The 24852-nt window shown below is 73.4% G+C and carries 25 protein-coding genes and 2 pseudogenes; 14 read left to right on the top strand and 13 right to left on the bottom strand.

The annotated features are described in order from the left end of the window. The first annotated feature begins 25 nt into the window (after positions 1–25). Positions 26–880 carry a spermidine synthase gene (locus BUE41_RS00305; RefSeq protein ID WP_073454783.1) on the top strand — a complete coding sequence of 285 codons (855 nt, stop codon included), beginning with the start codon at positions 26–28 and terminating at the stop codon, positions 878–880. On the opposite strand, the gene mltG is transcribed toward BUE41_RS00305, so the two are convergent. The 6 genes and pseudogenes from mltG to shbA form a co-directional block, all read right to left on the bottom strand. Beyond that, the gene (gene mltG / locus BUE41_RS00300) at positions 877–2136 is read right to left on the bottom strand and encodes an endolytic transglycosylase MltG (RefSeq protein WP_200803701.1); all 1260 of its coding nucleotides are present in this window, start codon (positions 2134–2136) and stop codon (positions 877–879) included. The two genes, BUE41_RS00305 and mltG, sit on opposite strands and share 4 nt — an antisense overlap. A 37-nt stretch (positions 2137–2173) precedes the next feature. Continuing rightward, complete coding sequence (gene ruvX, locus BUE41_RS00295; RefSeq protein WP_073454782.1) at positions 2174–2626, bottom strand: Holliday junction resolvase RuvX; 453 nt, start codon at positions 2624–2626, stop codon at positions 2174–2176. Continuing rightward, complete coding sequence (alaS, locus tag BUE41_RS00290; RefSeq protein WP_073454781.1) at positions 2623–5283, bottom strand: alanine--tRNA ligase; 2661 nt, start codon at positions 5281–5283, stop codon at positions 2623–2625. Before alaS ends, ruvX begins: the two co-directional genes overlap by 4 nt. A gap of 63 nt (positions 5284–5346) precedes the next feature. Next, positions 5347–5655 carry a hypothetical protein gene (locus BUE41_RS00285; RefSeq protein ID WP_073454780.1) on the bottom strand — a complete coding sequence of 103 codons (309 nt, stop codon included), beginning with the start codon at positions 5653–5655 and terminating at the stop codon, positions 5347–5349. Then, positions 5652–6071 carry a DUF948 domain-containing protein gene (locus tag BUE41_RS00280; protein WP_073454779.1) on the bottom strand — a complete coding sequence of 140 codons (420 nt, stop codon included), beginning with the start codon at positions 6069–6071 and terminating at the stop codon, positions 5652–5654. Before BUE41_RS00280 ends, BUE41_RS00285 begins: the two co-directional genes overlap by 4 nt. Before the next feature lie 214 nt (positions 6072–6285). Continuing rightward, positions 6286–6861 (bottom strand): annotated as a pseudogene (gene shbA, locus BUE41_RS00275) (RNA polymerase sigma factor ShbA); the annotation flags it as partial. 414 nt (positions 6862–7275) lie between these two features. Here shbA and BUE41_RS31035 point away from each other — a divergent pair. Continuing rightward, on the top strand, positions 7276–7977 hold the full coding sequence (locus BUE41_RS31035; RefSeq protein WP_084754215.1) for a TetR/AcrR family transcriptional regulator: 702 nt from the start codon (positions 7276–7278) through the stop codon (positions 7975–7977). 48 nt (positions 7978–8025) lie between these two features. On the opposite strand, the gene rocD is transcribed toward BUE41_RS31035, so the two are convergent. The 3 genes from rocD to BUE41_RS00255 all read right to left on the bottom strand — a co-directional run bounded on the left by rocD (position 8026) and on the right by BUE41_RS00255 (position 10786). Then, positions 8026–9258, bottom strand: coding sequence for an ornithine--oxo-acid transaminase (gene rocD, locus BUE41_RS00265; protein ID WP_073454776.1), 1233 nt, complete (start codon positions 9256–9258; stop codon positions 8026–8028). Then, positions 9255–10028 carry a dimethylargininase gene (gene ddaH / locus BUE41_RS00260; RefSeq protein WP_084754213.1) on the bottom strand — a complete coding sequence of 258 codons (774 nt, stop codon included), beginning with the start codon at positions 10026–10028 and terminating at the stop codon, positions 9255–9257. The genes rocD and ddaH overlap by 4 nt, the downstream gene beginning before the upstream one ends. Positions 10029–10330: 302 nt before the next feature. Then, on the bottom strand, positions 10331–10786 hold the full coding sequence (locus tag BUE41_RS00255; protein WP_073455104.1) for an Lrp/AsnC family transcriptional regulator: 456 nt from the start codon (positions 10784–10786) through the stop codon (positions 10331–10333). A gap of 39 nt (positions 10787–10825) precedes the next feature. Here BUE41_RS00255 and BUE41_RS00250 point away from each other — a divergent pair, with 39 nt between their 5' ends. From BUE41_RS00250 to BUE41_RS00240, 3 genes are all read left to right on the top strand, one after another. Beyond that, positions 10826–12088 (top strand): arginine deiminase, encoded by a 1263-nt coding sequence (locus tag BUE41_RS00250; RefSeq protein WP_073454774.1) that lies wholly within the window; start codon positions 10826–10828, stop codon positions 12086–12088. Then, positions 12085–13125 carry a DUF4185 domain-containing protein gene (locus BUE41_RS00245; RefSeq protein WP_084754101.1) on the top strand — a complete coding sequence of 347 codons (1041 nt, stop codon included), beginning with the start codon at positions 12085–12087 and terminating at the stop codon, positions 13123–13125. The genes BUE41_RS00250 and BUE41_RS00245 overlap by 4 nt, the downstream gene beginning before the upstream one ends. Positions 13126–13272: 147 nt before the next feature. Continuing rightward, complete coding sequence (locus BUE41_RS00240; RefSeq protein ID WP_143171890.1) at positions 13273–13533, top strand: hypothetical protein; 261 nt, start codon at positions 13273–13275, stop codon at positions 13531–13533. Between the two features lie 3 nt (positions 13534–13536). Here BUE41_RS00240 and BUE41_RS31575 read toward each other — a convergent pair whose 3' ends face one another. Beyond that, entirely contained in the window at positions 13537–14043 is a 507-nt protein-coding gene (locus BUE41_RS31575; RefSeq protein ID WP_234996853.1) for an excalibur calcium-binding domain-containing protein, read from the bottom strand. Between the two features lie 86 nt (positions 14044–14129). Further along, a pseudogene (locus BUE41_RS32755) lies at positions 14130–15093 on the bottom strand (helix-turn-helix transcriptional regulator). Here BUE41_RS32755 and BUE41_RS00220 point away from each other — a divergent pair. After that, positions 15039–15215 carry a hypothetical protein gene (locus tag BUE41_RS00220; RefSeq protein WP_200803729.1) on the top strand — a complete coding sequence of 59 codons (177 nt, stop codon included), beginning with the start codon at positions 15039–15041 and terminating at the stop codon, positions 15213–15215. The pseudogene BUE41_RS32755 and the gene BUE41_RS00220 overlap by 55 nt on opposite strands. 32 nt (positions 15216–15247) lie before the next feature. Here BUE41_RS00220 and BUE41_RS00215 read toward each other — a convergent pair whose 3' ends face one another. Beyond that, on the bottom strand, positions 15248–15703 hold the full coding sequence (locus BUE41_RS00215; RefSeq protein ID WP_073454770.1) for a MarR family winged helix-turn-helix transcriptional regulator: 456 nt from the start codon (positions 15701–15703) through the stop codon (positions 15248–15250). 154 nt (positions 15704–15857) lie between these two features. On the opposite strand from BUE41_RS00215, the gene BUE41_RS00210 reads away from it, so the two are divergent. Beyond that, entirely contained in the window at positions 15858–17609 is a 1752-nt protein-coding gene (locus BUE41_RS00210) for an ABC transporter ATP-binding protein (protein WP_084754100.1), read from the top strand. A 14-nt stretch (positions 17610–17623) separates the two neighbouring features. Here BUE41_RS00210 and BUE41_RS00205 read toward each other — a convergent pair whose 3' ends face one another. After that, positions 17624–18835, bottom strand: coding sequence for an alpha/beta hydrolase family protein (locus BUE41_RS00205; RefSeq protein ID WP_073455101.1), 1212 nt, complete (start codon positions 18833–18835; stop codon positions 17624–17626). Between the two features lie 269 nt (positions 18836–19104). On the opposite strand from BUE41_RS00205, the gene BUE41_RS00200 reads away from it, so the two are divergent. The 7 genes from BUE41_RS00200 to BUE41_RS00170 all read left to right on the top strand — a co-directional run bounded on the left by BUE41_RS00200 (position 19105) and on the right by BUE41_RS00170 (position 24828). Then, positions 19105–19572, top strand: a complete 468-nt coding sequence (locus tag BUE41_RS00200; protein WP_073454768.1) for a cupin domain-containing protein — start codon at positions 19105–19107, stop codon at positions 19570–19572. 5 nt (positions 19573–19577) lie between these two features. Continuing rightward, positions 19578–20816, top strand: a complete 1239-nt coding sequence (locus BUE41_RS00195) for an MFS transporter (protein WP_073454767.1) — start codon at positions 19578–19580, stop codon at positions 20814–20816. Beyond that, the gene (locus BUE41_RS00190; RefSeq protein ID WP_073454766.1) at positions 20813–21178 is read left to right on the top strand and encodes a DUF3870 domain-containing protein; all 366 of its coding nucleotides are present in this window, start codon (positions 20813–20815) and stop codon (positions 21176–21178) included. Before BUE41_RS00195 ends, BUE41_RS00190 begins: the two co-directional genes overlap by 4 nt. Before the next feature lie 9 nt (positions 21179–21187). Continuing rightward, entirely contained in the window at positions 21188–22087 is a 900-nt protein-coding gene (locus BUE41_RS00185) for an MBL fold metallo-hydrolase (RefSeq protein WP_073454765.1), read from the top strand. Next, the gene (locus BUE41_RS00180; protein WP_073454764.1) at positions 22069–23052 is read left to right on the top strand and encodes a quinone oxidoreductase family protein; all 984 of its coding nucleotides are present in this window, start codon (positions 22069–22071) and stop codon (positions 23050–23052) included. Before BUE41_RS00185 ends, BUE41_RS00180 begins: the two co-directional genes overlap by 19 nt. Next, positions 23052–24059, top strand: a complete 1008-nt coding sequence (locus BUE41_RS00175) for an NADPH:quinone reductase (protein ID WP_073454763.1) — start codon at positions 23052–23054, stop codon at positions 24057–24059. Before BUE41_RS00180 ends, BUE41_RS00175 begins: the two co-directional genes overlap by 1 nt. 148 nt (positions 24060–24207) lie before the next feature. Beyond that, positions 24208–24828, top strand: a complete 621-nt coding sequence (locus BUE41_RS00170) for a LysE family transporter (RefSeq protein ID WP_073454762.1) — start codon at positions 24208–24210, stop codon at positions 24826–24828. Positions 24829–24852: the final 24 nt, after the last annotated feature.

The following is a 24852-nucleotide window of genomic DNA, read 5'->3' as shown; positions in this document are numbered from 1 at the left end:
CACAGCCGCCTTCTGAGCGGGCAGGATGGGAGGTGTGACGGGGTTCGCGCGCGGGGTGATCCGCGCCCAGGTCGGGCACGGGTTCGCCGAGCTCGTCGGTGATCCGGACCGGCCGCGCGGCTGGACCCTGCTGGTGGACGGGACCGCCCAGAGCCACGTCGACCTCGACGACCCGGAGCACCTGGAGTTCGAGTACGTGCGGCGGCTCGCCCACGTCGTGGACCTGATGGCGCCGCCGCTGCGGCCGCTGCGGGCGATGCACCTCGGGGGCGGGGCGTGGACACTCCCCCGGTACGTGGCCGCGACCCGCCCCGGCTCGGCCCAGCAGGTGGTGGAGCTCGACGGGGAGCTGGTGGACCTGGTGCGGTCCCGGCTGCCGGCCGACGATCCCGGTCTGGAGGTCGTCGTCGGGGACGCGCGCGCGGTGCTGGCCACCGCCCGGCCCGCGGCGGCGGATCTTGTCGTGCTGGACGTGTTCGCCGGGGCCCGCACGCCCGCGCACGTGACGAGCGTGGAATTCCTGGAGCTGGCCGACGCGGCGCTGGCCGCCGGCGGCGTGTACGCCGCGAACGTCGCCGACGGCGGGGCGCTCGAGTTCGCCCGGGGGCAGGTCGCGGCGGCGCGGGCGGTGTTCGCGCACGTCGCGGTCGTCGTCGCGGCCGACGTGCTGCACGGGCGCCGGTTCGGCAACCTCGTGCTCGTCGCGTCGCAGGACCCGCTGCCGGAGGCCGAGCTGGCCCGCCGGGCCGCGGCCGACCCGTTCCGCGCCACCGTGCTCGACGATGCGGAGACGGCCCGGTTCACCCGGCGCGCGAAACCGCCGCACGACCGGGAGGCGCGGCCGTCGCCCGTGCCTCCCCTCGGGGTGTTCGGCCGCTAGAAGGCGCCGTTGCGCAGCGCCTTGTTCACGTTCTCCTGGTGCTCGTCCAGCGTGCGGGCGAAGCAGGACGTGCCGTCGGTCTCGCAGCGGACGAAGAAGAACCAGTCCCCCGGCTCCGGGTCCAGCGCCGCGGCGATGGCATCGGCGCCCGGTGCCGCGATCGGGGTCGGGGGCAGTCCGACCACCTGGTAGCTGTTGTACGGCCCGGGCCGGGCGCGGTCGGCCGCCGTGGTGCGCAGGGACTGCACATCGAGCGGATAGTTGACCATCGAGTCCAGCTCGAGCCGCTGCCCGACGCCCAGCCGGTTGTAGATCACCCGCGCCACCTTGGGCATGTCCTTCGTGATCGCCTCCTTCTCGACGAGGGAGGAGATGATCAGGACCTGGTAGGGCGAGGACCCGATCTCGCGCGCGCCCGACACCAGCCCGCTGGCCTGCAGCTTCGACGCGGAGACGGCGAGCAGCTCCCGCAGTACGTCCGCTGCGGGCTTCTCCGGTGCGACGTTGTAGCGACCGGGGACGAGCAGCCCCTCCAGCCGCCGGTTCGGATCGGCCTTGGCGACGTCCTCCAGCGCCCACTCGGGCACGCCGAGCTCGGCTGGGTCGGTGGTGGACATCGCGGTGCGCAGCTCATCGGCGGAGACGCAGCGGCGCTGGCCGTCGACGGTCAAGCAGGTGGCCTCGGAGATGAGCGACAGCACGCCCGGGGTGACCGCCCCGTCGGGTGAGCGCGTGTCGTCGAGCTGGGTGCCGCCGCGGATCTCCAGCTGGCCGACGCGGGAGTCCGGGTTCAGCATCAGCTCGACGGCCGCCTCCCCGGACATCCGGGCGCGCAGCTGGTAGTAGCCGGGCTGGATGGCGCGGACGCGGTCGTCGTCGGCGGCGGCCCGCAGGAACGCCCGCGGATCGGCCACGACCCCGCGCCCGGCGAGCTCGGCGGCGATCGCCGAGGTCGTGTCGCCGTCGGCGACCTGCACGACGACGCTGCCGGTGCCCTCCCCGTCGAAGTCGGGCACCCCGAAGAACGACTGGTACAGCAGGTATCCGCCGCCTGCGAGGGCGGCCAGCAACACGGTCACCACGACCGCCAGCACCCGCCGCCTGCGGCGGATGCGCTGCTCGCGGGCCCGCCGGGCGGCCAGCCGGTCGTGGCGGCGCGGCACGGTCGCGAGCCGCTCGGTCGGACCGTCCGCCCGCGTCGGGTCCGTGCCGGCTCCGCTGCCGTACGGCCTGCGGGGGGATCCGTCAGGGCTCACAACGGCGCACTGTAACGGCGTCCCGGTGCCGGGCGGGTCACCGGGGCTCTCCCTGCGCCGATCGGCGCCGGTCGAGCCAACTCTGGAGGATCCCCACGGCCGCGACCTGGTCGACGACGGCCCGCTGACGCTTGGCCGAACGGCCCGCGGCGCGCAGCTGCCGCGTCGCGACCACGGTGGTCAGTCGTTCGTCCACGTACTCGACGGGGACGTCCAGCACGGCCTCCAGCGCGGTGCCGAACTCGCGCGCGGCGGCCGCGGCGGGGCCCTCCTCGCCGCGCATGGTGCGCGGCAGCCCCACCACGACGCCGGCCGCCTCGTGCTCGGCGACGAGCGCGGCCACGGTGCGCACGTCGGAGCCGCCCTCGCGGTCGCGCGGCACCGTCTGCAGCGGGGTGGCGAGCAAGCCCTCGGGATCGCAGATCGCGACACCGACCCGGACGGCGCCGACGTCGATGCCGATGCGCCGCCCGATGCGCTCCCCGCTCACCCGCGCAGCGCGGCCCGCAGCGCGCCGATGGCCGCGGGGATGCCGTCCGGCTTGCTGCCGCCCCCCTGCGCCAGGTCGGGCTTGCCGCCGCCGCGGCCGCCGATGGGCTCGGCGAACGTGCGCACGAGCTGGCCCGCGGCGAGGCCGCGGTCGCGCGCCTGCGGAGTCGTGGCGACCACGAACGCCACCTTGCCGTCGGTGGGCGCGAACAGCGCCACGACGCCCGGGCGGTTGCCCAGCCGGGACCGCACGTCGGAAGCGAGCACGCGCAGGTCGTTGCCGGTGACCCCGCTCGGGGCCTCGGCGGCGACGAGCGCGACCCCGTCGACGTCCTCGGCGCCGGCCGCGAGTGTGCCGGCGGAGGCCAGCGCGGCGTCGATGCGCACCTTCTCCAGGTCGCGCTCGGCCTGGCGCAGCCGCTCGGTCAGCGCCGCGATCCGGTCGGGCAGCTCCTCCGGCTTGGCCTTGAGCTGGTCGGCCAGCGAGGTGACGAGCAGGTGCTCGGTCGAGACGTGCCGGAACGCGTCCAGCCCGACCAGCGCCTCGACCCGGCGCACGCCGGACCCGACCGAGCCCTCGGACAGGACCTTGATCAGGCCGATCTCACCGGTGCGGCCGACGTGCGTGCCACCGCAGAGCTCGCGGGAGTACTCCCCCATGTCGACCACGCGCACGCGGTCGCCGTACTTCTCGCCGAACAGCGCGATCGCGCCGATCCGGCGGGCCTCGTCCATCGTGGTCTCGTAGGCCTCCACCTCGCGGTTCTGCTGCAGGACGGTGTTGATCTCGTCCTCGATCTCGGCGAGCGCCGTGGGCGAGACCGCGCCCGACGGCGAGGTGAAGTCGAACCGCAGCCGGCCGGGCGCGTTGAGCGAACCGGCCTGCGCGGCGGACGTGCCGAGCGCGTTGCGGACCCCGGCGTGCACGAGGTGCGTGGCGGTGTGGGCGCGGGCGATCGCGGCGCGGCGGGCGTGGTCGACCTCTGCGATCACGGACGCGTCCAGCGACACCTCGCCCTCGGTGACGACACCCCGGTGCACCCGCAGCCCAGGCACCGGAGACTGCACGTCGTCGACCCGGACGGTGAACGACGCGCCGCGCAGGAAGCCCTTGTCCGCCTGCTGGCCACCGGACTCGGCGTAGAAGGGGGTGCGGTCGAGCACGACCTCGACGTGCTGGCCGGTGGTGGCGGCGGGCTGCGCGACGCCCTCCACGATCAGCCCGGTGATGCGGGCCTCGGCCTCCAGCATCGTGTAGCCGAGGAACTCCGTGGAGCCGTGCCGGTCGAGCACCGCGCGGTAGACCGAGCCGTCGCCGTGGCCGACCTTGCGCGCCTTGGCATCGGCCTTGGCCCGCTCGCGCTGCTCCTGCATGAGCGCGCGGAACCGCTCCTGGTCGACGTCCAGCCCGGCCTCGGCCGCCATCTCCAGTGTGAGGTCGATCGGGAAGCCGTAGGTGTCGTGCAGCTGGAAGGCGTCCTCACCGGGCAGCACCTTCGCCCCGCGCTGCTTCGCGGCGGCGACGGCGGTGTCGAAGATGCGCGAGCCGGTGGTCAGCGTCTGCAGGAACGCCTCCTCCTCAGCGGAGACCACGGCGGCGATGCGCTCGAAGTTGGTCTTCAGCTCGGGGTAGGTCGGCGCCATCTCGTCGCGGACGACCTCGGCGAACGAGCGCAGCACCGGCTCCCGCACGCCGAGCAGCCGGGCGGAGCGCACGATCCGGCGCAGCAGGCGGCGCAGCACGTAGCCGCGGCCCTCGTTGGAGGGCGTGACTCCGTCGTTGATGATCATGACACCGGACCGGGCGTGGTCGGCGATCACGCGGAAGCGCACGTCGTCCTGGGGCGAGGCGCCGTAGCGACGGCCGGAGAACTCCTCGGCGCGGGTGATGACCGGGCGGACGAGGTCGGTCTCGTAGACGTTCTCGACGCCCTGCAGCAGGTAGGCGACACGCTCAACGCCCATCCCGGTGTCGATGTTCTTCTTCGGCAGGGTGCCGATCGGCGGGTGCCCGTACTTGGGCGACTGCTCGCCGCGCACGTCCTGCATGAAGACGAGGTTCCAGATCTCCAGGTAGCGGTCCTCGTCGGCGACCGGGCCGCCCTCCTCGCCGAACTCCGGGCCGCGGTCGAAGTAGATCTCCGAGCACGGGCCGCCGGGGCCGGGCACCCCCATGTCCCAGTAGTTGTCCTGCCCCCCGCGGCGCTGGATCCGCTCGTCGGGGAGGCCGGCGATCTTCTTCCAGAGCGCGATCGCCTCGTCGTCGTCCTCGTAGACGGTGACCCAGATGCGGTCGGGATCGAACCCGTAGCCCCCGGCGTCCTGGCTGGTCGTCACCAGGGTCCAGGCGTGCTGGATGGCGCCTTCCTTGAAGTAGTCGCCGAAGGAGAAGTTCCCGGCCATCTGGAAGAACGTGTTGTGCCGGGTGGTCTTGCCGACCTCGTCGATGTCGCCCGTGCGCACGCACTTCTGGATCGACGTGGCGCGCGGGTAGGGCGCGGGCGCGTCACCCAGGAAGTACGGCTTGAACTGCACCATGCCGGCGTTGACGAACAGCAGGGTGGGGTCGTCGAGGATGAGCGACGCACTGGGCACCGGCGTGTGCCCGTTCTTGACGAAGTAGTCGGTGAAGCGACGGACGATCTCGTGGGTCTGCACGGAAAGCTGCCTCGGTTGCGGTATGGGGGTGGGTCGGCCCGGTGACGGCAGGAGCGCTGGTGCTTACGCCCCTGCCCCGCGCGCTCGCCGGCCGGGTCGGTGGGCCGGCTCCTCCGCGAGCGCGTTCGCGTAGGTCGGGAGCGCGGTCCCGGTGCGCCGCTCGACGAGCTCGGCGAGCTCCCGCTCCCGGGCGGCCATCCCGGCGCGCACCTCCGCGCCGAAGGCGCCCAGCCCGGCGCCGAGCTCGCGCAGCCCGTCGGCGAGGTTGGCGCCGATGCCGGCAGGTGTCAGGTTACGCGCCGCCTCGCTGGCGCGCCGCTGTGCGTAGACCCCGATGGCGATGCCGAGGCCGAGCCAGAACAGTCGTTTCATCGCGCAGCCCTCGCCAGTCGCTTGCGGCCGCGGCGCTTGCGCGCCGCGTGCGCCCCGGCGTCCTTGCCCGCCCGGCGGGCCTTGACGGCCTTGGACAGCCCGTAGGAGAAGGCGGCCGCGCGCACCAGCGGGCCGCCCAGTGTGGCGGTGAACAGGGAGGTGAGCACCGAGACGTTGCTCGCCACCGTCTGCGCGTTGGTGGTGATGCCGTCGACGCGCTCGAGCTGTGCGTTGACCACGTTGAGCGTGGTCTGCGCGTTGTCGAGCAGCGGTGCGCTGCCCTCGTGCGCCTTGCGGATGGCGATGGTCGCCTCGTCGAGCGTGCGCCCCAGCTTGAGCAGCGGAACGGCCAGCAGCAGGACGAGGACGACGAACGCCCCCGCCGCGATCAGTGCGGCGATCTGGCCAGCCGACACGAGCCCTCCCGGGCGTTCGAGAACCGGATTTTGATCGCGCCCAGGCTACTCCGAGGTGACCGCGTGGCCGGACTTAGCCCTGGCCACGCGGTCACGGATCGGTCACGGCGGGTTGTGTGACGCGGATTCGGGGCCGCGTTCAGCCCTCGGCCCCCTCCTCGGCGCCTACCCCGGGGAACAGGTCCTTCGCGGCGGGCAGCCCGAGCACGTCCCCATCGACCCCGATCTCAGCGCGCAGCCGGTTGAGCGCGCGGTGCTGGGTGACCCGCACCGCGCCGGGGGTGGAGCCGACCGCCGCCGCCGTCTCCTCGGCCGACAGCCCCACGGCGATCCGCAGGACCAGCACCTCGCGCTGGCGCGGGGTGAGCCGGTCGAGCAGCCGGGACAGCCGGTCGAGGCGTTCCCTGGCCAGCACCTGCGCCTCCGGCCCTCCGTGCACGACCGGCGCGTCGGGGACCTCGGCGACGGGATCGCAGCGGTTGCGACCCATCGCGCGGAAGGTGTCGGCGACCTTGTGCGCGGCGATGCCGTACACGAAGGCGCGGAACGACAGCCCCTTCAGCTGGTAGCCCGGCAGAGCGGTGACGACCGCCAGGCAGACCTCCTGGGCCACGTCGTCGGCCGAGCCCATGACGGACTCGCGGTTGCCGATGCGGGCGCGGCAGTAGCGCAGCACGAGCGGCTGCAGCAGCCCCAGGAGCCGGTCGCGGGCTCCGGGGACACCGTTGATGGTGTCGCGGACGAGGTCGTCGAACTGCGGTGGAGCCTCGGCCGGATCAGGTTCGGTGATCGCGTCGAGCGCTGTGCCGGCCAGCGCTGCGCCGGTCGATCCTGTGCCGGCGTGATCCGGGTCAGGTTCCGGTGTCGGCCCCGTCCCCCAGGCCGCTGCGATCATGACTCAACGCTGTTCTGCACACACTTTGTTCTCAACCTGCATTGAATTCCAGGCTCCACGAACGTTCCCCTCCCTGGAAGCGTGCGAGCGCTCTGAACGTGCCCAGGGATGAAGCGGGCGTCCGTGGACCACAGTGCCGAAGTCCCCCAGACGACGGCGCGGACGCCGTTCCGTCCCCGTACTGTCCGGTCGCGGGCGTGCCCTGCCTGTGGCCGGTGTGCCGACTCGCATCGGCACTGTCGTCATCTTGGGTGACACCCAAACTGGAGTCAAGCGAAGCTTGGGTCTCACATCGATTACGCTGTGTTCATGTCGACGCCCGAGGACCCGCGAGCAGACGATCCGCGGGCCCGGGCGGCGCGCACGAAGCGCGACCGCACCCGCCGGGCCCTGCTGGACGCCGCCGAGGCCATCTTCGGCTCTCGGGGCTGGCAGCGCACGCGCATGGAGGACGTCGCCGCGGCGGCCGGGGTGAGCGCCGCGACCGCGTACAACCACTTCCCCACCAAGCACGCGCTCGTCGCGCACGTGTTCAACCCGGTGATCCATCCACTGCGGACGGAGGCCGAGTACGACGTGGCCGCCGGCCGCTCGGCGACCGAGGCGCTGAAGGACCAGGTCGTCGGCCTGGCCCGGCTGAGCAGCCGGTATCGGCTGCTGATGAGCGCGTTCTGGGCGGCGGTCGAGGACTACACGCTGCGGGTGGGCCGGGTCCCGGATCCCGCAACGCCCGACGCCGACGCGGATCCGCGGCTGATCGCCCCGGTGCCCGCGCCGCTGGAGATGGTCGTCGAGTACGGCCAGCAGCGCGGCGAGTTCCGCGGGTACCCGCCGGCGCGGGAGATCGCCGCGATGGTGGTCAACATCCTGCTCACGCGAGCGGTGAACCGACCCGAAGAACGCCCGGAGGACCTCGCCGAGCTATTACTCACCGTGATGTTCGGAGCACTGAAACCGGAACTGCTGCTTTCCGAATCGTTAGCAGATCGTCCCTTTCGCGACCTCCGGTAGGGGTACACTCGTCCTCCGTTCGTACCAATCGCCCACCACTGGGTGCGTTCAGCCGGCGAGCTCCGCGAGCGCCCCGCGCAGTGCCGTGACGGCCTGGTCGAGCTCTTCCCGCCCGACCACGAGCGGAGGCGAGAGCCGCACCGTGGAGCCGTGGGTGTCCTTGACGAGCACGCCCCGCCGCGCCATCGCCTCGCTCACCGCGCGGCCGGTGCCCAGGCGCGGATCGACGTCGACGCCGGCCCACAGCCCAGCTGTACGCACTGCGACGACGCCCGCACCCACCAGCTCGTCCAGGCGGGTGCGCAGGTGCCTGCCGAGATCGCGGGCCTGGTCGAACAGCGCGCCGTCGCGAAGCAGCGCGATGACCGCCCGGCCGACCGCGCACGCGAGCGGGTTCCCGCCGAACGTGCTGCCGTGCTGCCCGGGCCGCAGCACGCCGAGGACCTCCGCGTCGGCGACGACGGCCGACAGCGGCACGATCCCGCCGCCGAGCGCCTTGCCGAGCAGGTAGACGTCGGCCTCCACCCCGGCACCGCGGGTGGCGAGCAGGTGACCGGTCCGGCCGAGCCCGGACTGGATCTCGTCGGCGACCATCAGCACGCCCCGCGCGTCGCAGATCCGCCGGACGTCGGCGAGGTAGCCCGCGGGCGGCACGATCACACCTGCCTCGCCCTGCACCGGCTCCAGCAGCACCGCCACGGTGTCGGGGGTGATCGCCGCGGCCAGCGCGTCCGCATCGCCGTACGGGACGACGTCGAAACCGGGGGTGAACGGGCCGAACCCGGACCGTGCCTCCGGGTCGGTGGAGAAGCCGACGATGGTCGTGGTGCGGCCGTGGAACCCGCCGGCCATGACGACGATGCGGGCCCGGTCGGGGGCCACGCCCTTGACCTCGTAACCCCACTTGCGGGCCACCTTGATGCCGGACTCGACGGCTTCGGCACCGCTGTTCATCGGCAGCACCATCTGCTTGCCGATGAGTGCGGACAGTTCGGCGCAGAACGGCCCGAGCTGATCGTTGCCGAAGGCGCGGCTGGTGAGGGTGACCCGGTCGAGCTGCTCCTTCGCCGCCGCGACCAGCACCGGGTGGCGGTGGCCGAAGTTGAGCGCCGAGTAGCCGGCCAGGCAGTCCAGGTACCTGCGGCCCTCCACATCGGTGACCCAGACGCCCTCCGCCGCGGCGATCACGACCGGCAGCGGGTGGTAGTTGTGCGCCGAGTGCTCCTGCACCAGCGCCTCGTGCCGGCCAGTGACCGTCCGGTCCAGGTCCGTGATCGTCATGCGCGCACCTCCAGCGTGCAGCACTTGGCCCCGCCACCGGCCTTGAGCAGCTCGGACAGGTCCACGGGGACGGGGACGAAGCCGCGCTCGGCGATCTGCTCGGCGAGCCCGGTGGCGGCGGCCGGGAGCACGACGTGCCGGCCGTCGGACACCGCGTTGAGACCGAGTACCTCCGCGTCGGCCGGGCTCGCCTCGATCGCGTCCGGGTAGCTGCGGCGGACGATCTCCTGGGAGGCGGGGGAGAACGCGGCCGGCAGCCACGCGATCGTCGTGTCGTCGAGGACGGCGATCGCGGTGTCGAGGTGGTAGAAGCGCGGATCGACCAGCTCGAGGCTGATCACCGGGCGGCCGAGCACGATCGACGCTTCGCGGTGCGCGGCCGGGTCGGTGCGGAAGCCGCTGCCGGCCAGCACGACGTCGCCGACGACGAGGAGATCGCCCTCCCCCTCGTTGACGTACTCGGCCTCCACGACCGTGAACCCGGCCGCGCGGAACCACGCCAGGTGCGCCTCGGCCTCGGCGGCGCGCTGCGGGTGACGGAAGCGGGCGCCGAGCACCCGGCCGCCGACGACGGTGGCACCGTTCGCCGCGAACACCATGTCGGGCAGACCGGGCAGCGGCTCCAGCAGGTCGACGCGGTGCCCGAGCTGCAGGTACGTGTCGCGCAGCGCCGACCACTGGGCCATCGCCCGCTCCTTGTCGACGGGCACGGTCGGATCCATCCAGGGATTGATCGTGTACGTGACGTCGAAGTAGGTGGGCGGGCACATCACGTAGTGGCGCGGGGTCGCGCGGCGCTCGGTGGCCGCGCGCACGGAGCGGGGAAGAACGCTGGTCACGGTCTCCTCCACACGGTTCGTGCGACGGTGCTTCCACGGTAGGCAGACCGGCGGCGCACCGAACCGGCGAAGCTTTGCTCATCTGCGCAACACCGTTGCGAGATCGAGCGGATCGACGCATGAACGTTGCGCGGTCGGGTGTCGGCGAGGGGTGCGCGTCGAGAACGCCGCTGCTGCCGTTCGAAACGTTTCCAGAGCACAGCGCCGTCGTCCCGCACGCCGCCCCCGGCCGGCTACTGGTGCGCGGGCACCACCGGCCTGCGGATCAGCGGCGACAGGACGAGCACCGACTTCGTCCGCGCCACGAACGGGAACGCGCCGATCTGCTCCAGCACCTGCTCGAAGTGCCGCATGTCCGCCGCGACGATCCGCAGCACCGCGTCGGCCTCCCCGGAGACCGTGCTCGCCTCCACCACCTCGGGGAACCGGTGCACGGCGTCGCGGATGGTGGCGGGCGCGGTGCTCATGCGGCAGTACAGCTCCACGTAGGCCTCCACGGTCCAGCCGAGTGCGGCCGGATCGAGCCGCACCGTGAACCCGGTGATCGCGCCCCCGGCCCGCAGCCGGTCGACCCGCCGCTTCACCGCGGAGGCCGAGAGCCCCACCTCGGCGCCGATGTCGGCGTAGCTGCGGCGGGCGTCGGCGACGAGCAGGCCGATGATCCTCTCGTCGAGGCCGTCGAGGTCCACGACCGCATCCTGCCCGACCGGATGCGACAGGATGACGCCATGCTCCGTGGCCACAGCCGCGTCGACGGCGTCCGCGTCGGCAGCTTCCGCGTCGACTCCGAGGTCGGGCCGCTGCGGCAGGTGATCCTGCACCGGCCGGGCCTGGAGCTGAAGCGGCTCACGCCGGGCAACAAGGACCGCTTGCTGTTCGACGACGTGCTGTGGGTGCAGCGAGCCCAGGAGGAGCACGACGGCTTCGCGGCGCTGCTGCGCGAGCGCGGCGTGACCGTGCACCTGTTCGCCGACCTGCTGCGCACGACCCTGGGGATCCCCGAGGCCAAGACGTACGTGCTCGACCGGATCTTCGACGAGCGCGTGTACGGCCCGCTGGCGATCGACGCGCTGCGCAACTGCTTCGACGCGATGGACACCGACGCGCTGACCACCCACCTCATCGGCGGGATCACCAAGCGCGAGGTGCTCGACCACATCCCCGAGCCGCGCTCGATCGCCTTCCACGTGCTCGATCCGGACGACTTCGTGCTCGAACCGCTGCCGAACCACCTCTACCCGCGCGACACGTCGTCGTGGATCCACAACGGGGTGTCGATCAACAGCATGCGCAAGATGGCGCGGATGCGCGAGACCGTGCACTACGAGGCCGTCTACCGGTGGCACCCGCTCTTCGCCGGCGCCGGGTTCGAGGTGTGGTCGGAGGGTTCGGTGAACGGCCCGGCCACCACCGAGGGCGGCGACATCCTGGTCCTCGGGAACGGCGCGGTGCTGGTCGGGATGAGCGAGCGCACCCAGCCGCAGGGCGTGGAGCGGCTCGCGCGGCGGCTGTTCGCCGGTGGCGAGGTCGACCGGATCGTCGCGCTGCGGATGCCGCAGACCCGCGCGTTCATGCACCTCGACACCGTGCTCACGATGATCGATCCCGAGACGTTCACGACGTACGCGGGCCTGGGCATGCTGCCCGCGTACACGGTGCGGCCGGGCGACAACGAGAAGGAGCTGCACGTCACCGACCACCCACCGGAGCAGATGCACGCGGCGATCGCGGCCGCGCTGGGCCTGCGGGAGATCCGGGTGCTCACCGCCGAGCAGGACGTCCACTCCGCCGAGCGGGAGCAGTGGGACGACGGCTGCAACACGCTCGCCGTCGAGCCCGGCGTCGTGGTCGCCTACGAGCGCAACGTCACCACGAACACCCACCTGCGCCGCCACGGCATCGAGGTCCTCGCGATCCCCGGCAGCGAGCTGGGCCGGGGCCGCGGCGGGCCGCGGTGCATGAGCTGCCCGATCGAGCGGGGGCCCGCGTGACGGGTGCGGTCCGGGTGCTCGCCTCGAAGGTGCGCGACCTCACCGGGCCGGGCGTCACGGACCGGTTCGGCATCGGCGGCACCGATCTCGGCGTCTCGGTCGCGGCCCCGGACGGGCGGCTGGTCGCGGTCTTCGGCGACACGTTCCGCCGCGCCGGGGTCGGCGGTCGCGGCTGGCGGGCCCCGGTGGTGCTCTTCGGCGACCCGGACAGCGTGCCGACCGGGCTGCGCTGGACCGGCTCGGCCGGCCGCGGCGAGTACGCCCGCCAGATCGTGCGGTACCTCCACCACGGCGTCCGGCGGCACCGCGGGATGCGCTGGCGGCGGGTCACGACCGTGCTGCCGACGGACGTGATCACCCTCGGCGACGAGATGTTCCTGCACGTCATGGTGTGCCGGCAGCTGGGCAACGTGCACTGGACGGAGATCCACCGCTCCGCCGACGACGGACGCACCTGGCGGCCGACCGGCGTGCGCTGGCCCGCCGACCACCTCGGCGGGCTCTTCCAGATGCTCACCTGGGAACGCGGCGGCGACGGCTACGTCTACGCGTACACGACCGGGTTCCAGCGGGCCCACGGGCTCGTGCTGTCCCGGGTGCCGCAGGATCGCCTCCTCGACCGGGACGCCTGGCAGACCTGGGGCTTCGACGGGAGCACGTGGGGCTGGGACCGGCCGCCGACCGAGGCGCTGCCCGGCAGGTTCGGCGAGCTGGGGCTGCGCAGGCTCGCCGACGGCGCCTGGGTGCTCACCGCCTTCGACGAGGCCAACTACCGCATCGACGTGCGGCTGCTCGACGGGCCCGTCGCCGACCTGCACACCGCGCCGTGCGTGACGGTGCTGGAGGGCTGCGACTGGGGCGAGGAGGACCACGCGGCCGGCCGGGTCGCGCAGCTGTACGGCGGCTACCCGCTGCCCGGCTCCACGCTGGCCGATCTGCACCTCGTGGTGAGCCAGTGGAACACGGCGACCAACTGGCCGTACCGCGCGATGCAGTTCCGGGTGGACCTCAGCGGCGTGCGCGCGGGCCGGGCCTGACCGCTCGCCCGTTCGTCGCGCGATCGGACCGATACCGAGCGTGTCGATCTTCCCGGCGGCCCACCGACGACCGGCCGTCATCACGCGGTGACGGGTAGTGTCGACCCCGCCGCCGGACACGCTCGGGAATCGGCTCGAATGGGTGACATGCACCACGCTTCGCAGCGTCATCCGTTCGCTCGTCGGTACGGCCACGCCGTTGCGGTCTCCGCGCTCCTGATGATCCTCGCCGGGTGGGCCGGCTCGTGGTTGTCGGCCCCGTTCTCGCTCACGTTCGTGCTCGCGGCCTACCTGTGGAGCATCGGCCACTCTCCGTCCGGCTCCGCCGCTGTCGGGTGCGACGGGTGCCCGGCCGGGTGCGTCGGCTGCCGCGAGCGGATCGACCCGTCGCTGCCCGAGCCGCGCTGACGGTCACTCGCAGGCCACGCCGTCGTTGTCGCGGTCCAGGTGGCTCGCGTAGCCCGGCTGGCCGCGGCGGATCGGCGCCGCACCCGCGGCCCGCGCCTCGGCGCAGTTCTTGTAGCGCACCGATCCGCCGCCGCTGCTGCTCCCGCCGGAGCTGCCCGAACTGCCGCTGCGGCTGCTCGAGCTGCCGGAGCTGCTCGCGTTGGGATCGACCAGCGGAACGGCGCGCGTGGCCGGTGCCTTCGTGGTCGTCGGGACTGCTCGGGTGGTCGCGCGGGCCGGTGCCGAGGTCGGCGCCACGAGGACCGGAGCAGGCGTCGGTGACGGGGTCGGGCGCAGGTACGGCGAGGTGGTCGGCACGCTCGTCGGGACCGGAGCCGCGAGCTGGGCCGGGGTCCCGTCGGGCTCCGACGCCCCGCACGAGCCGAACATCATCACGACGACGACGGCGATCGCGCTGCCGACGGTCCAGCGGTTCACGGGCACGGGCCCGATCCGGGCAGGTGCGGACATGGTTCGGGGAGCTCCTTCGAGGGTTCGGGGAACGGAGCCGCGATGGCTCGCCCCGAAGCACTCGGCCACGCGCCGCAGGGGGTTACTCACGCCTGGTGAGACGGTCCCGCCGGTCGGGAGCGATCCGCGGCCCGGCGGTAGCGCGCGGCCAGCTCGGGCGCGTCGACGACCTCGAAGTCGGCGTCGAGCAGGCCGCGGTGGTGCGCGAGCATCCGCGGCGAGTCCGAGCCGGGCCGGAACACGCAGCGGTCCTCGCCGAGCGGCTCGACGTCGGACCGGATCGGCATCCGGCGGCGGACGTGCTCGGCCGGCGCGTGCACGGATCACCCGGGCGCGGTACTGCCAAGTCGCCTCGCCGATGCCGCGGGCGGTCCGGTCGACGACCTCGCGGTCGGCCGGCAGCTGCCGGGGGACGAACCGCGGCCCGTTTCGGGGTGCGCAGCGCCATGCGGTCGACGCGGAACGTGCGCCAGTCGTCGCGCTCCACGTCCCAGCCGACGAGGTACCAGCGCCGCCCGCCGTGCAGCAGGCGGTACGGCTCGATCTCCCGCCGCGCCGTCGCGCCGGAGTGGGTGCGGTAGCCGAACCGCAGCCGCTCGTGATCCCGGCAGGCCGCAGCGGCTGCCGTCAACAGGTCCGGATCGACCTGCGGCGGCGCCCCGGCCGTGGGCGAGGTCATCGCCAGCAGGTGCGTGCCGGACGCGCCGATCCGGTGGCGCAGCCGGGACGGCAGGATCTGCTGCAGCTCGGTCAGTGCCCGGACCGACGTCTCCTCGATCCCCGTGACCGACCGGTGGCCGCGGCGCGCAGGCCGATCGCGACCGCGCCCGCCTCGTCGTCGAGCAGCAGCGGCGGGAGGGTGGCACCGGCACCGAGCCGGTAGCCGCCGGTCACCCCGGGCCGGGCCGCGATCGGGTGCCCCAGCTCGCGCAGCCGTTCCCCGTCGTGGTGCACGGTCCGGGTGGTGACGCCGAGCCGGTCCGCAGGGGTTCGCGGTGTTCGGCGCCGACGAGACCGTGGGCCGCCTGGTGCCCGCCCCGCCGGGCGCACACTGGAGCGAGTACGAACGCGGCGGCCACTTCCCGGCCATGGAACTGCCGGACGAACTGGTCGCGGACCTGCGCACGTTCTTCGGCCCACTCGCTGACCTCGGCGCTGGCCTTCGGCGCTGACTCTGGACGCCGATCTGGGTGCCGACCGGGCCCTACCCGGCGAGCAGCAGGAGGATCCGCCGCAGCTCGGCCCGGTCGGCCTCGTCGAGACCGGCGAAGAACGACTCCGCCTCCGCGGCTCGTGCCGCCCGGATCGCCTCGCCCAGCTCCCGGCCGGCCGGGGTGAGCCGCACGACGGTCGCCCGCCGGTCGGCCGGATCGGGCACGCGCTCGGCCCAGCCGCGGGCTGCCAGCGCGTCGAGGACGTCGGTGGCCGAGCGCGCAGCGATGCCGAGCCGCGCAGCGAGCGCCCCGGCGCGCATGTCCCCGTCGCGGCGCAGGACGCCGAGCGCCCGGGCCTGCGAGGGCGTGATGTCGTACGGGGCCAGCGCCTCGGCGGTGGCGCGCCGGAGTCGGCGGGCCACGGAGCGGAACAGGTCCGACAGCGTCGATCCGGCCGTCGATCCGGCCGACTCCTCGGGTATGGCGGAACTCTCGTCCTCTCCCATGGAATTCCTCTCGCGCAGATGCTGTTGCTACCTCATAGTGAGGTTACCTCAGTAAATCTGCGAGAGACAGGAGCCCTCCGTGGACCACGCATCATCCGTGCTCGTTCCCCCCGATAACCGTCCCCGCCACGACGGCGGCCCCGGCCGTCGCGCCGTGACCGCGGCCGAGAAGCAGCAGGCCAGCGATGTGTCGCTGTGGCGCATCGGCGCGCTCTTCCACCCCCACCGGGGGCCGCTCGCCGTCGTCGTCACGATCATCGTCGCCTCGTCCGTCCTCGGGATGGCCTCGCCGTTCCTGCTCCGGGCGGTCATCGACGACGCCCTCCCCCACGGCGACCTGCCGCTCCTGGCCTGGCTCACCGCAGGCATGGTCGCGGTCGCCGCCGTCACAGCGGCGCTGGGGGTGCTGCAGACCTGGATCTCCACCCGGATCGGCCAGGAGGTCATGCACCGGCTGCGCACCGACGTCTTCGCCCACCTGCAGCGGCAGTCGATCGCGTTCTTCACCCGCACCCGCACCGGCGAGGTGCAGAGCCGCATCACCAACGACATCGGCGGCATGCAGGGCGTGGTCACCTCCACCGCCACCTCGCTCGCTGCCAACCTGACCACCGTGATCGCCACGCTGGTCGCGATGGTGGCGCTGTCCTGGCAGCTCACGCTGATCTCGCTGGTGGTGATCCCGCCGTCGATCTGGCTGTCGCGGCGCGTGGCCCGCATCCGCCGGGCCGTCACGGCCCAGCAGCAGCGCGAGCTCGCCGAACTCTCGGTGACGATCGAGGAGAGCCTGTCTGTCAACGGCGCCACCCTGGCGAAGACCACGGGTTCCTCCGCCGCGCTCGTCGACCGGTTCACCACCTCGTCGCAACGGCTGGCCGACCTGGAGCTGCGCGCCCAGCTCGCCGGCCGGTGGCGCATGGCCACCACCAGCATCGTCTTCGCCGCGATCCCCGCGGTGATCTACCTGGTCGCCGGCCTGCCCATCGCCGAGGGTGCGATGTCGATCGGCACCCTGGTCGCGTTCACCGCGCTGCAGTCCGGCCTGTTCCGCCCGCTCACCGCGCTGCTCGACGTCGGTGTGTCCGTCGTCAGCTCGCTGGCGCTGTTCCAGCGGATCTTCGAGTACCTCGACCTGCCGGTCGACGTGGCCGAGCCGGAGCACCCCGTGCGGGTCGACCCGGCCGCGGTGCGCGGCGAGGTCCGCCTCGAGGACGTCACGTTCGCCTACCCGGACAGCCCGACCGCCGCGCTCGCCGGCGTTTCCCTGACCGTGCCCGCGGGCTCCCACCTCGCGATCGTCGGCGAGACCGGCTCCGGCAAGAGCACACTGGCCGCGCTCGTCGCCCGGCTGCACGACCCGACGGCGGGCCGGGTCACCATCGACGGCATCGACCTGCGTGATCTCGCCTTCGCCGATCTCGCCGCGATCGTCGGCGTGGTCAGCCAGGAGACCTACCTGCTGCACACGACCGTCCGGGAGAACCTGCGCTACGCCCGCCCGGACGCGACCGACGCCGAGATCGAGGCCGCCGCACGAGCCGCGCAGATCCACGACCTGATCGTGAGCCTGCCCGACGGCTACGACACGATCGTCGGCTCCCGCGGTCACCGGTTCTCCGGCGGCGAGAAGCAGCGCATCGCGATCGCGCGCACGCTGCTGCGCGACCCGCGGGTGCTCGTGCTGGACGAGGCCACCAGCGCGCTCGACACCGAGACCGAGCGCGCCGTGCAGCGGGCCCTCGACGAGCTCTCCCGCGGCCGCACCACGATCACCATCGCGCACCGGCTCTCGACCGTGCGCGACGCCGACCAGATCGTCGTGCTCGACCACGGCCGCGTCGTCGAGCGCGGCGCCCACGACGACCTGGTCGCCCGCGGCGGGCGCTACGCCGCGCTGGCGCGCTGAGCGTCCGTGGAGGCTCAGCGGAGGTGCTCGGAGAGCCAGCCGAACATCCTGGCCTGCGTGAGCCCGCGGGCCAGCGGCTGGCAGTGCAGGTCCGCCCCGTCGGCCGCGGTGAACTCGACGACCTCGTGCGGGCAGGTCAGGAGGGCCGCGAGCGCGCCCGACTGCCCCGGCCAGAACTGCTCCCCCTCCGGGTCGGTGATCAGCAGCGGGGTCCTGATCCGACCGGCCACCTCACGCAGCTGGTAGCGGCGCACCTCGGTGAACAGGTCGAACGGATCGTCCATCCCGTACGGGCGGGCGCGGAACGCGAAGGTGCGCTCGGCGTCCGGGTCCGGTGAGGCCTGCGCCAGGTACTGGTCGAACAGCTCCTTCTGCCCGCTGTCGAGCAGCTGGATCATCTCCGGCGGCAGGTAGGACAACCACGACGCGGAGACGTCGACGACCCCCGGATCGGCCACGGCCGCCTTGAAGCGGTGCTCGAACGCGAGCGCGCGCGGCAACCAGTAACCGGCCTGGCTGATCCCGTACGCGGTCAGCGCGTCCGCGTCGACGTCCGGCCGGGCCGCCACCGCGTCGACGACCGGGGTGAGCACGGCCTCCCAGTCCGGCCGGAACGCCGTGCCGTGCTCGAACAGCATCGACTGCTGCCCGGGCCCGTCGTAGACGAACGCGTTCCAGCCGCGCGCCAGCGCCGCCGCCCCCGCCCCGGCCCACAGCGCGGGCAACGCCCCGTCGCTGCCGTTGGTGATCACGAGCGTGGGCCGCGGCCGTCCGTCGGCGGCCGGGCGCAGCAGGTAGCCCGGCATCGTGATGCCGTCACCGGGCACGTCGACGCGCACGTGCCGGCCGCGGGACCGGTCGATCATCGCGTCCCACGCGCGGCGGCCCGCCCGGAACGTCGGCAGCAGCACGGCGTCGGCGCGCTCGGCGGGCAGCCCGTCGACCGCACCGAGCGCTCTCGAGTACGCCGCCGACGCGGCCAGCCACGTCCACGCCGCCGACGCGTCGTCGGTGAGCGACCCGGCCAGCTCGGCGAGCTCGTCCGCCCGCGCGCTCCACGCGTCGAACCAGCTCGACCGGTCGCCGTCACTGATGCGGGCCGCCGTGGCCAGCCACAGGCCGGGATCGCCCACGGCTCCGGCGGTGTCGCCGAGCGCGCAGCGGAACTCGAAGTCGAAGTCGGGATCGGAGAAGAACGGCCGGGTCGCCGGCGGAGTCAGCGTCATCATCGCCTCCGGGATCGGGTCGCGGGAGGCCGGGTGGCGACCCGCGCGTCCCTGACTCGTTCCGGAGGGGCGAAACGGAACACCCGCCCAGGGCGTTGCGGAACGGCGGTGGCATCGCCTAACGTTCCGCGTCGCCACACAGTCGACGTCGACGGTGCAGCGCCGCGAGAGCGAACGGCTCCCCCGCCGCACACCGTGGTCGCGTCCACTCCCTGGGCTGGTGTCGCAGTCGCGCCACCGTCTACCGCGCAGCATGCGCACGGAGTGCGATGTCCATCCACGCTTCCGGCGCGTCCGTTCCCGAGGACGTCGCCGACATGGGTTCCGCCTCGTTCCGCACCAAGGCCGTCTACGGCGGCAGCTCGTCGCTCATGATCGCGACGCGGCCCGCCGGCTACCACTCCCGGCCCCACACACACGACTGCGAGCAGCTGAACTGGCTGCAGTCCGGCGAGCTGTGGGTGTTCGTCGAGGACCGCGCGTTCCACATGCGGACCGGCGACTTCCTGCGGATCCCCCCGGGGAAGATCCACTGGTCCTGGAACAAGTCCGACGTGCCCTGCACGCTCGTCGAGGTCCACACCCCCGGGATGCAGCACGACCGGTTGATCTCCGGGTTCGCCGTCGGCCTGTTCGACGACGGCGAACCGCAGGAGTTCCTCGGCTCCCCGGTCACCGAGTTCCTGCCGGAGGACTCGACGTTCGATCCCGGCGTCGCCGAGAAGCTCGCGGAGTAGCCGTCATGCGACGCAACGGCGCGCGCAACCCCGCGACGTACCGCTGGGTGATCCTCGCGGTGCTCTGGTTCACCCTGCTGGTCTCCTACTTCGACCGCGTCGCCATCGCGGCGGCGCTGCCGTTCCTGTCCGCCGACCTCGCGCTCACCCCGGCGGAGATGGGGCTGGTCTCCGGGGCGCTCCTGCTGAGCTACACCCTCGTGCAGGTACCCGCCGGGTACCTGTCGGACCGCTTCGGGCAGCGCCGCATCATCCTGATCGCGATCGCGTGGTGGACGCTGTTCAGCATCCTGACGGGTGCGGCCTGGAACCTGCTCGTCCTGCTCGCCGTCCGGTTCCTCATGGGCGCGGGCGAGGGTTTCCATCCGCCGCCGCTGTGGCGGATGCTGTCGAACTGGTTCCCGCACGGGCGGCGGTCCCTGCCGCTCGCGCTGATGCTCACCGCGCTCACGCTCGGTCCTGCGCTCGCCCCGTCGATCGCGCTGCCGCTGGTGTCCGAGCTCGGGTGGCGGTGGGTGTTCTTCCTGACGGCGCTGCCCGGGGTGCTCGCCGTGGTGCTGGTCGTGCGGTACCTGCGCGACAGCCCCGAGCACGCCGACCTCACGATCCGCACCGCTCCCCCGCCGCCCTCCACCGGGCGCCGCTCGTGGTGGGTGCCGCACATCTACCTGACGTTCGCCGCGTTCTTCTTCTTCGGCTTCGTCCTCTACGGGCTGATGAGCTGGCTGCCCACCTACCTGATCACCTACCGCGGGCTGGAGCTCGCCCACGCCGGTGTGCTCTCCACGACTCCGTACGTGGCGGGCACCGTCGGCCTGCTCGTCGGCGCCGCGGTGTGCCAGCGCTGGTTCAACCACGTGCGGCGGCGGTTCATCGCCGTCGGGTACCTGGTGACCGCGGTGTGCATCGTGGGCACCGTGCTCGCGCCGTCGATCACCCTCGCCGGCATCGCCCTCACGCTCGCGGGATTCTTCCTCTACTCCGGCCTCGGCCCGTTCTGGTCGGTGCCGATGGACGTGGTCGCGCCGCACGAGGTCGGGATGTGGCTCGGCTTCATCAACATGGGCACCCAGATCGCCGGGTTCGTCGGGCCCGTCGTGATCGGTGGGCTGCTGCAGGCCACGGGGTCGTTCGAGCCCGTGCTGGTGGCGATGATCGTCTCGATGGTGCTCGCCGCGCTCTGCCTGAGCCTGGTGCGGGTCACGACCACTCCCGCAGCGGAGAAGGCGGTGACCGCGCCATGATCGTCGCCGAGGTGCAACCGGTGCACTGGGACACTGCGCCGGTGGCGAAACGCGACAGCATCATCGTGATCGGCTACGCGCGGGTCGCGGCCGGCGCCGCCGCCCACGCCGTCCAGGAACACCTCGCGATCAGCCTGCGGATCGACCGGGAGACCCACGTCGTCACCGAGGTCGACTCGACCGCCGCCACCGGGCTCGTGCGGCGCTGGCTCGCCGAGCTGCTGACCGGTGTGGACTTCAGCGCGGACATCACCCCGCTGCTCGCGGAGATCGAGACCGCTTACCTCGGCCACGGCAACGGGGCGATCCGGCAGGCGATCGGCGATGCGTGGCGGCGGTACGCCGCCCGGGCGGCGAAGTAGGAGGCGAGCGTGTACGAGATCCACCGACTGAACTTCGGATCGGTGCGCATCGACGCGGCGATGCGCGTGCGCGGCACCGCACCGGGCCGGATCATCGAGGTCCCCGCCCAGGGGTTCCTGCTCATGGGCCCGGACGGCCCGATCCTCGTCGACGCCGGCTACCGCGATCCGTCCGTGCTCGGGATGGGCGGCACGGTCGCCCCGGGTCAGGGCTTCCACGAGCAGCTGGCCGCGCACGGACTGGAGGCCGGCGACCTGGCCTGCGTGCTCATGACGCACCTGCACCGCGACCACGCGGGCCACCTGGACAAGGTGCCGATGCACGTCCCCGTCGTGGTCAACCGCAGCGAGCTCGCCGGGGCGTGCAGCGGCATCCAGGGCCGGGCCTACGCGAAGGACGACCTGCACCACCTCATCGAGCGGGTCTACCACCCGGGCTCGCTGGTCTTCCTGGACTTGGAGACCTCCGGGCCGGAGCAGCTGTTCCCCGGCATCAGCTGCCGGCTCTCCGGCGGGCACACCCCCGGGTCGATCGGGATCGTCGTCGAGACCGCCGAGGGTGAGGCGTACCTGTGCGGCGACCTGCTCTACGACGTGGAGGGCTCCCTGCACCGCCCGCCGCGGGAGGGGGCCGTCGCCGGGGTGCAGCCGACCTACCTCGTCCCGACAGACCCGGGACTGACCAACAACTTCACGACATCGGTGCTGCAGGAGATCGGCGCGGTCAAGCACGCCCGCCGGTACCGGTTCGTCATGCCCGCGCACGACGATCCGGGCGTGCTCGACGGGGGCCGCTACATCGGCCGGATCACCGGGGACGTGATCCCCGGCCCGGTCACCCCCGTCGCGGACTCCGCCGAGGAGGCAGCACCCGACGACCGAGGAGCCACATGCGCGCGCTCGTCATGAGCGGACCCGCCCTCGGGCCCGAGCGGACCGCCCTCGCGGAGGTGCCCGTGCCCCGGCCGGCCGACGGCGAGGTGTCGATCGAGGTCACCCACGCCGGCGTCAACTTCCTCGACGTCATGGCCCGCCGAGGCGATCCCGGGTACGTGCCGGCCTGGCCGTACGTCGCTGGGCTGGAGGTTGCCGGCCGGGTCCGCGAGACCGGGCCCGGGGTCACCGGGCTCGTCCCGGGGCAGGCGGTGGCGGCGTTCACCCGCGGTGGCGGGTTCGCCGAGGTCGCGGTCGCGCAGGCCGCGTCCGTCGTCCCGATCCCGGACGGGGTACCGGCCCACGTGGCGGCCGCGGCCCCGCTGATGCTGTCCAGCGCCCTCCTGCTGGTCGACTCGGTCACGCGGGTCCAGCCGGGCGAGGCTGTGCTGATGCACTCCGCCGCGGGCGGCATCGGCAGCGCTGTGGCCCAGCTGGTCCGCGACGCGGGCGGGGTGCCGGCGATCGGCACCGTCGGCCGGCCGGAGAAGGTGGCGGACGCGCTCGCCGCCGGGTGGGACGCCGTCCTGCCGCGCGCCGAGGCGACGGCGGACAAGGTGCTGGCCACGGTCGGGCGCAGGATCGACGTGGTGCTCGACCCGCAGGGCACGAGCATGATCGATCTCGATCTCGGCGTGACGGCCGCGGGTGCCCGGATCGCGCTGTTCGGCAACCCCGGCGGCACCGCCCCCGGGCCGCTGCCCGGCCTCGGCCGGCTCATCGCCGGGAACGTGGCGATCGCCGGGTTCAGCATCAGCCGGCTCGAGGCCGGCGCACCGCAGAAGACGGCGGCCGCGCTGCGCCGGGTGCTCGAGCTGGTCGCGGCCGGCCGGTTGCGGCCGGCCGTGACCGTCGTCGACGGGCTGACCGAGGTCCCGGCCGTCCACCAGCTGCTGGCCGAGGGTCGGGGCGTCGGCAAGTACGTCGCCGCCGTCGCGTGATGCGGGCGGCCTGGTACGAGCGGACCGGACCGGCCGCCGAGGTGCTCGTCGTCGGGGACCGGCCCGAGCCGGTCCCCGCACCCGGAGAGGTGCGGGTGCGCCTGGCCGTGGCCGGGATCAATCCGCGCGACGTGAAGCGGCGGGCCGGCGCCGGTGACCGCGTCATGGAGGATCCGCTGGTGATCCCGGGCGACGACGGCGCCGGGACGATCGACGCGACCGGTGCCGGTGTCGCCCCGGCGCGGATCGGGGAGCGGGTGTGGGTGCACGGCGCGGCGTTCGGCAGGCCCTTCGGCACCGCTGCCGAGTACGTGACGGTGCCCGCCGAGCAGGCCGTGCCGCTGCCGGACGGGGTGCCGTTCGAGATCGGGGCCTGCCTCGGGGTGCCCGCGCTGACGGCGCACCGGTGCGTGTTCGCCGACGGCCCGGTCGACGGCCGGACCGTCCTCGTCACCGGCGGTGCCGGGGCGGTCGGTCGGTACGCGGTGCAGTTCGCGGCGCTCGCCGGGGCGACCGTGATCGCGACGGCCAGCACGCCGGAGAAGCGGCGATCGGCCCGGGAAGCCGGGGCGCACCATGTCGTCGACCACCGCGATCCGATGGCGGCGCAGACCATCGCTTCGCTCGCCGGACCGGGCGGCGTCGCAAGGATCGTCGACGTCGCGTTCGGCGCCAACCTGCCGCTGACCTCGGCACTGATCGCACCCGGTGGCACCATCGCGACGTACGGGTCGGACGCCGAGCCCCAGCCTCGGCTGCCGTTCTACCCGCTGATGCGCAAAGGCGTGGTGATCCGCACGGTGCTGGTGTTCACCATGCCGCCACAGGCCCGGGAGGCTGCGGTGCGGGACGTGACCCGGTGGCTGGCGTCCGGGGCCCTCACCCACCCCGTCGCGCAGGTGTACCCGCTGGACCGCATCGCCGAGGCGCACGAGGCGGTGGAGCGGGGTGGCCGGGTCGGGCGGGTCCTGCTCGACGTCCGGCGGACCGGCCCCGAGCACGCGTGACCGACGCCGCGCGGAACTGCGTTGCCCGCCGCTGCGCGTCCGGCGATGCTGGAGCCGTGATCTGCAACCGCTGCTGCCCGCTGCCCGTCGACGCCGCGTCGGCGTCGCAGCAGCAGCCGGCCCCGGTGGTGGTCGCCCCTCCGCGGCCGTGACCGCCGAGCTGGTCCCGGCGCTCGTCGCCGGGGTGCTCGCCGGGTACGGGATCGCGGTGCCGATCGGCGCGGTCGGCACCTACCTCATCCAGCTGTCGGCCCGATCGCCGTGGCGGACGGGGGTGGCCGCGGCCCTGGGCGTCGCCACTACCGACGGGGTCTTCGCCCTGGTCGCCGTGCTGGGCGGGGCGGCGGTGGCCGAGCTGCTCGCGCCCGCGATGCCGGTGCTGCGGTGGGCCTCGACGATCGTGCTCGTGCTGCTCGCGGTCCGCGCGATCGCGGCGGGGCTGCGGCCGTCCGGCGCGGTGGCACACGTTCCGGCGGCCGCACCGGGGCGCACCTACGCCGCACTGGTCGGGCTCACCGCCGTGAACCCGGCGACGCTGATCTACTTCGCCGCGCTCGTGGTCGGCCTGCCGGACCGGCCGGCGGGCGCGGCGGCCGCGGTGTTCGTGGCCGCCGCGTTCACCGCTTCGGCGAGCTGGCAGCTGCTCCTCGCCGGGGCCGGGGCGGCGCTGGGCCGGCTCGCGCACTCACGGTCGGCCCGCCGGATCACCGCGGTCGTCTCCGGCGCTCTGATGCTCGTGCTCGCCGCGTACGTCGGGTCGAGCGCCTGAGGTCTTGCCCGGCAGGGAGGATGG

The sequence above is a fragment of the Pseudonocardia thermophila genome (assembly GCF_900142365.1).
GTDB classification, from domain to species: Bacteria; Actinomycetota; Actinomycetes; order Mycobacteriales; family Pseudonocardiaceae; genus Pseudonocardia; species Pseudonocardia thermophila.
This window is presented reverse-complemented; position numbering and strand designations above follow the sequence as displayed.

What these genes read in the sequence shown, in the direction of transcription:
- BUE41_RS00250 (WP_073454774.1), top strand. Translation starts at nt 10,826, where the DNA reads ATGCTCCGTGGCCACAGCCGCGTCGACGGCGTCCGCGTCGGCAGCTTC.
- BUE41_RS31575 (WP_234996853.1), bottom strand. Translation starts at nt 14,043, where the DNA reads ATGTCCGCACCTGCCCGGATCGGGCCCGTGCCCGTGAACCGCTGGACC.
- BUE41_RS00195 (WP_073454767.1), top strand. Translation starts at nt 19,578, where the DNA reads ATGCGACGCAACGGCGCGCGCAACCCCGCGACGTACCGCTGGGTGATC.
- BUE41_RS00305 (WP_073454783.1), top strand. Translation starts at nt 26, where the DNA reads ATGGGAGGTGTGACGGGGTTCGCGCGCGGGGTGATCCGCGCCCAGGTC.
- BUE41_RS00180 (WP_073454764.1), top strand. Translation starts at nt 22,069, where the DNA reads ATGCGCGCGCTCGTCATGAGCGGACCCGCCCTCGGGCCCGAGCGGACC.
- BUE41_RS00175 (WP_073454763.1), top strand. Translation starts at nt 23,052, where the DNA reads ATGCGGGCGGCCTGGTACGAGCGGACCGGACCGGCCGCCGAGGTGCTC.
- BUE41_RS00240 (WP_143171890.1), top strand. Translation starts at nt 13,273, where the DNA reads ATGCACCACGCTTCGCAGCGTCATCCGTTCGCTCGTCGGTACGGCCAC.
- BUE41_RS00215 (WP_073454770.1), bottom strand. Translation starts at nt 15,703, where the DNA reads ATGGGAGAGGACGAGAGTTCCGCCATACCCGAGGAGTCGGCCGGATCG.
- ddaH (WP_084754213.1), bottom strand. Translation starts at nt 10,028, where the DNA reads ATGTGCCCGCCCACCTACTTCGACGTCACGTACACGATCAATCCCTGG.
- BUE41_RS00205 (WP_073455101.1), bottom strand. Translation starts at nt 18,835, where the DNA reads ATGACGCTGACTCCGCCGGCGACCCGGCCGTTCTTCTCCGATCCCGAC.
- rocD (WP_073454776.1), bottom strand. Translation starts at nt 9,258, where the DNA reads ATGACGATCACGGACCTGGACCGGACGGTCACTGGCCGGCACGAGGCG.
- BUE41_RS00285 (WP_073454780.1), bottom strand. Translation starts at nt 5,655, where the DNA reads ATGAAACGACTGTTCTGGCTCGGCCTCGGCATCGCCATCGGGGTCTAC.
- BUE41_RS31035 (WP_084754215.1), top strand. Translation starts at nt 7,276, where the DNA reads ATGTCGACGCCCGAGGACCCGCGAGCAGACGATCCGCGGGCCCGGGCG.
- BUE41_RS00190 (WP_073454766.1), top strand. Translation starts at nt 20,813, where the DNA reads ATGATCGTCGCCGAGGTGCAACCGGTGCACTGGGACACTGCGCCGGTG.
- BUE41_RS00200 (WP_073454768.1), top strand. Translation starts at nt 19,105, where the DNA reads ATGTCCATCCACGCTTCCGGCGCGTCCGTTCCCGAGGACGTCGCCGAC.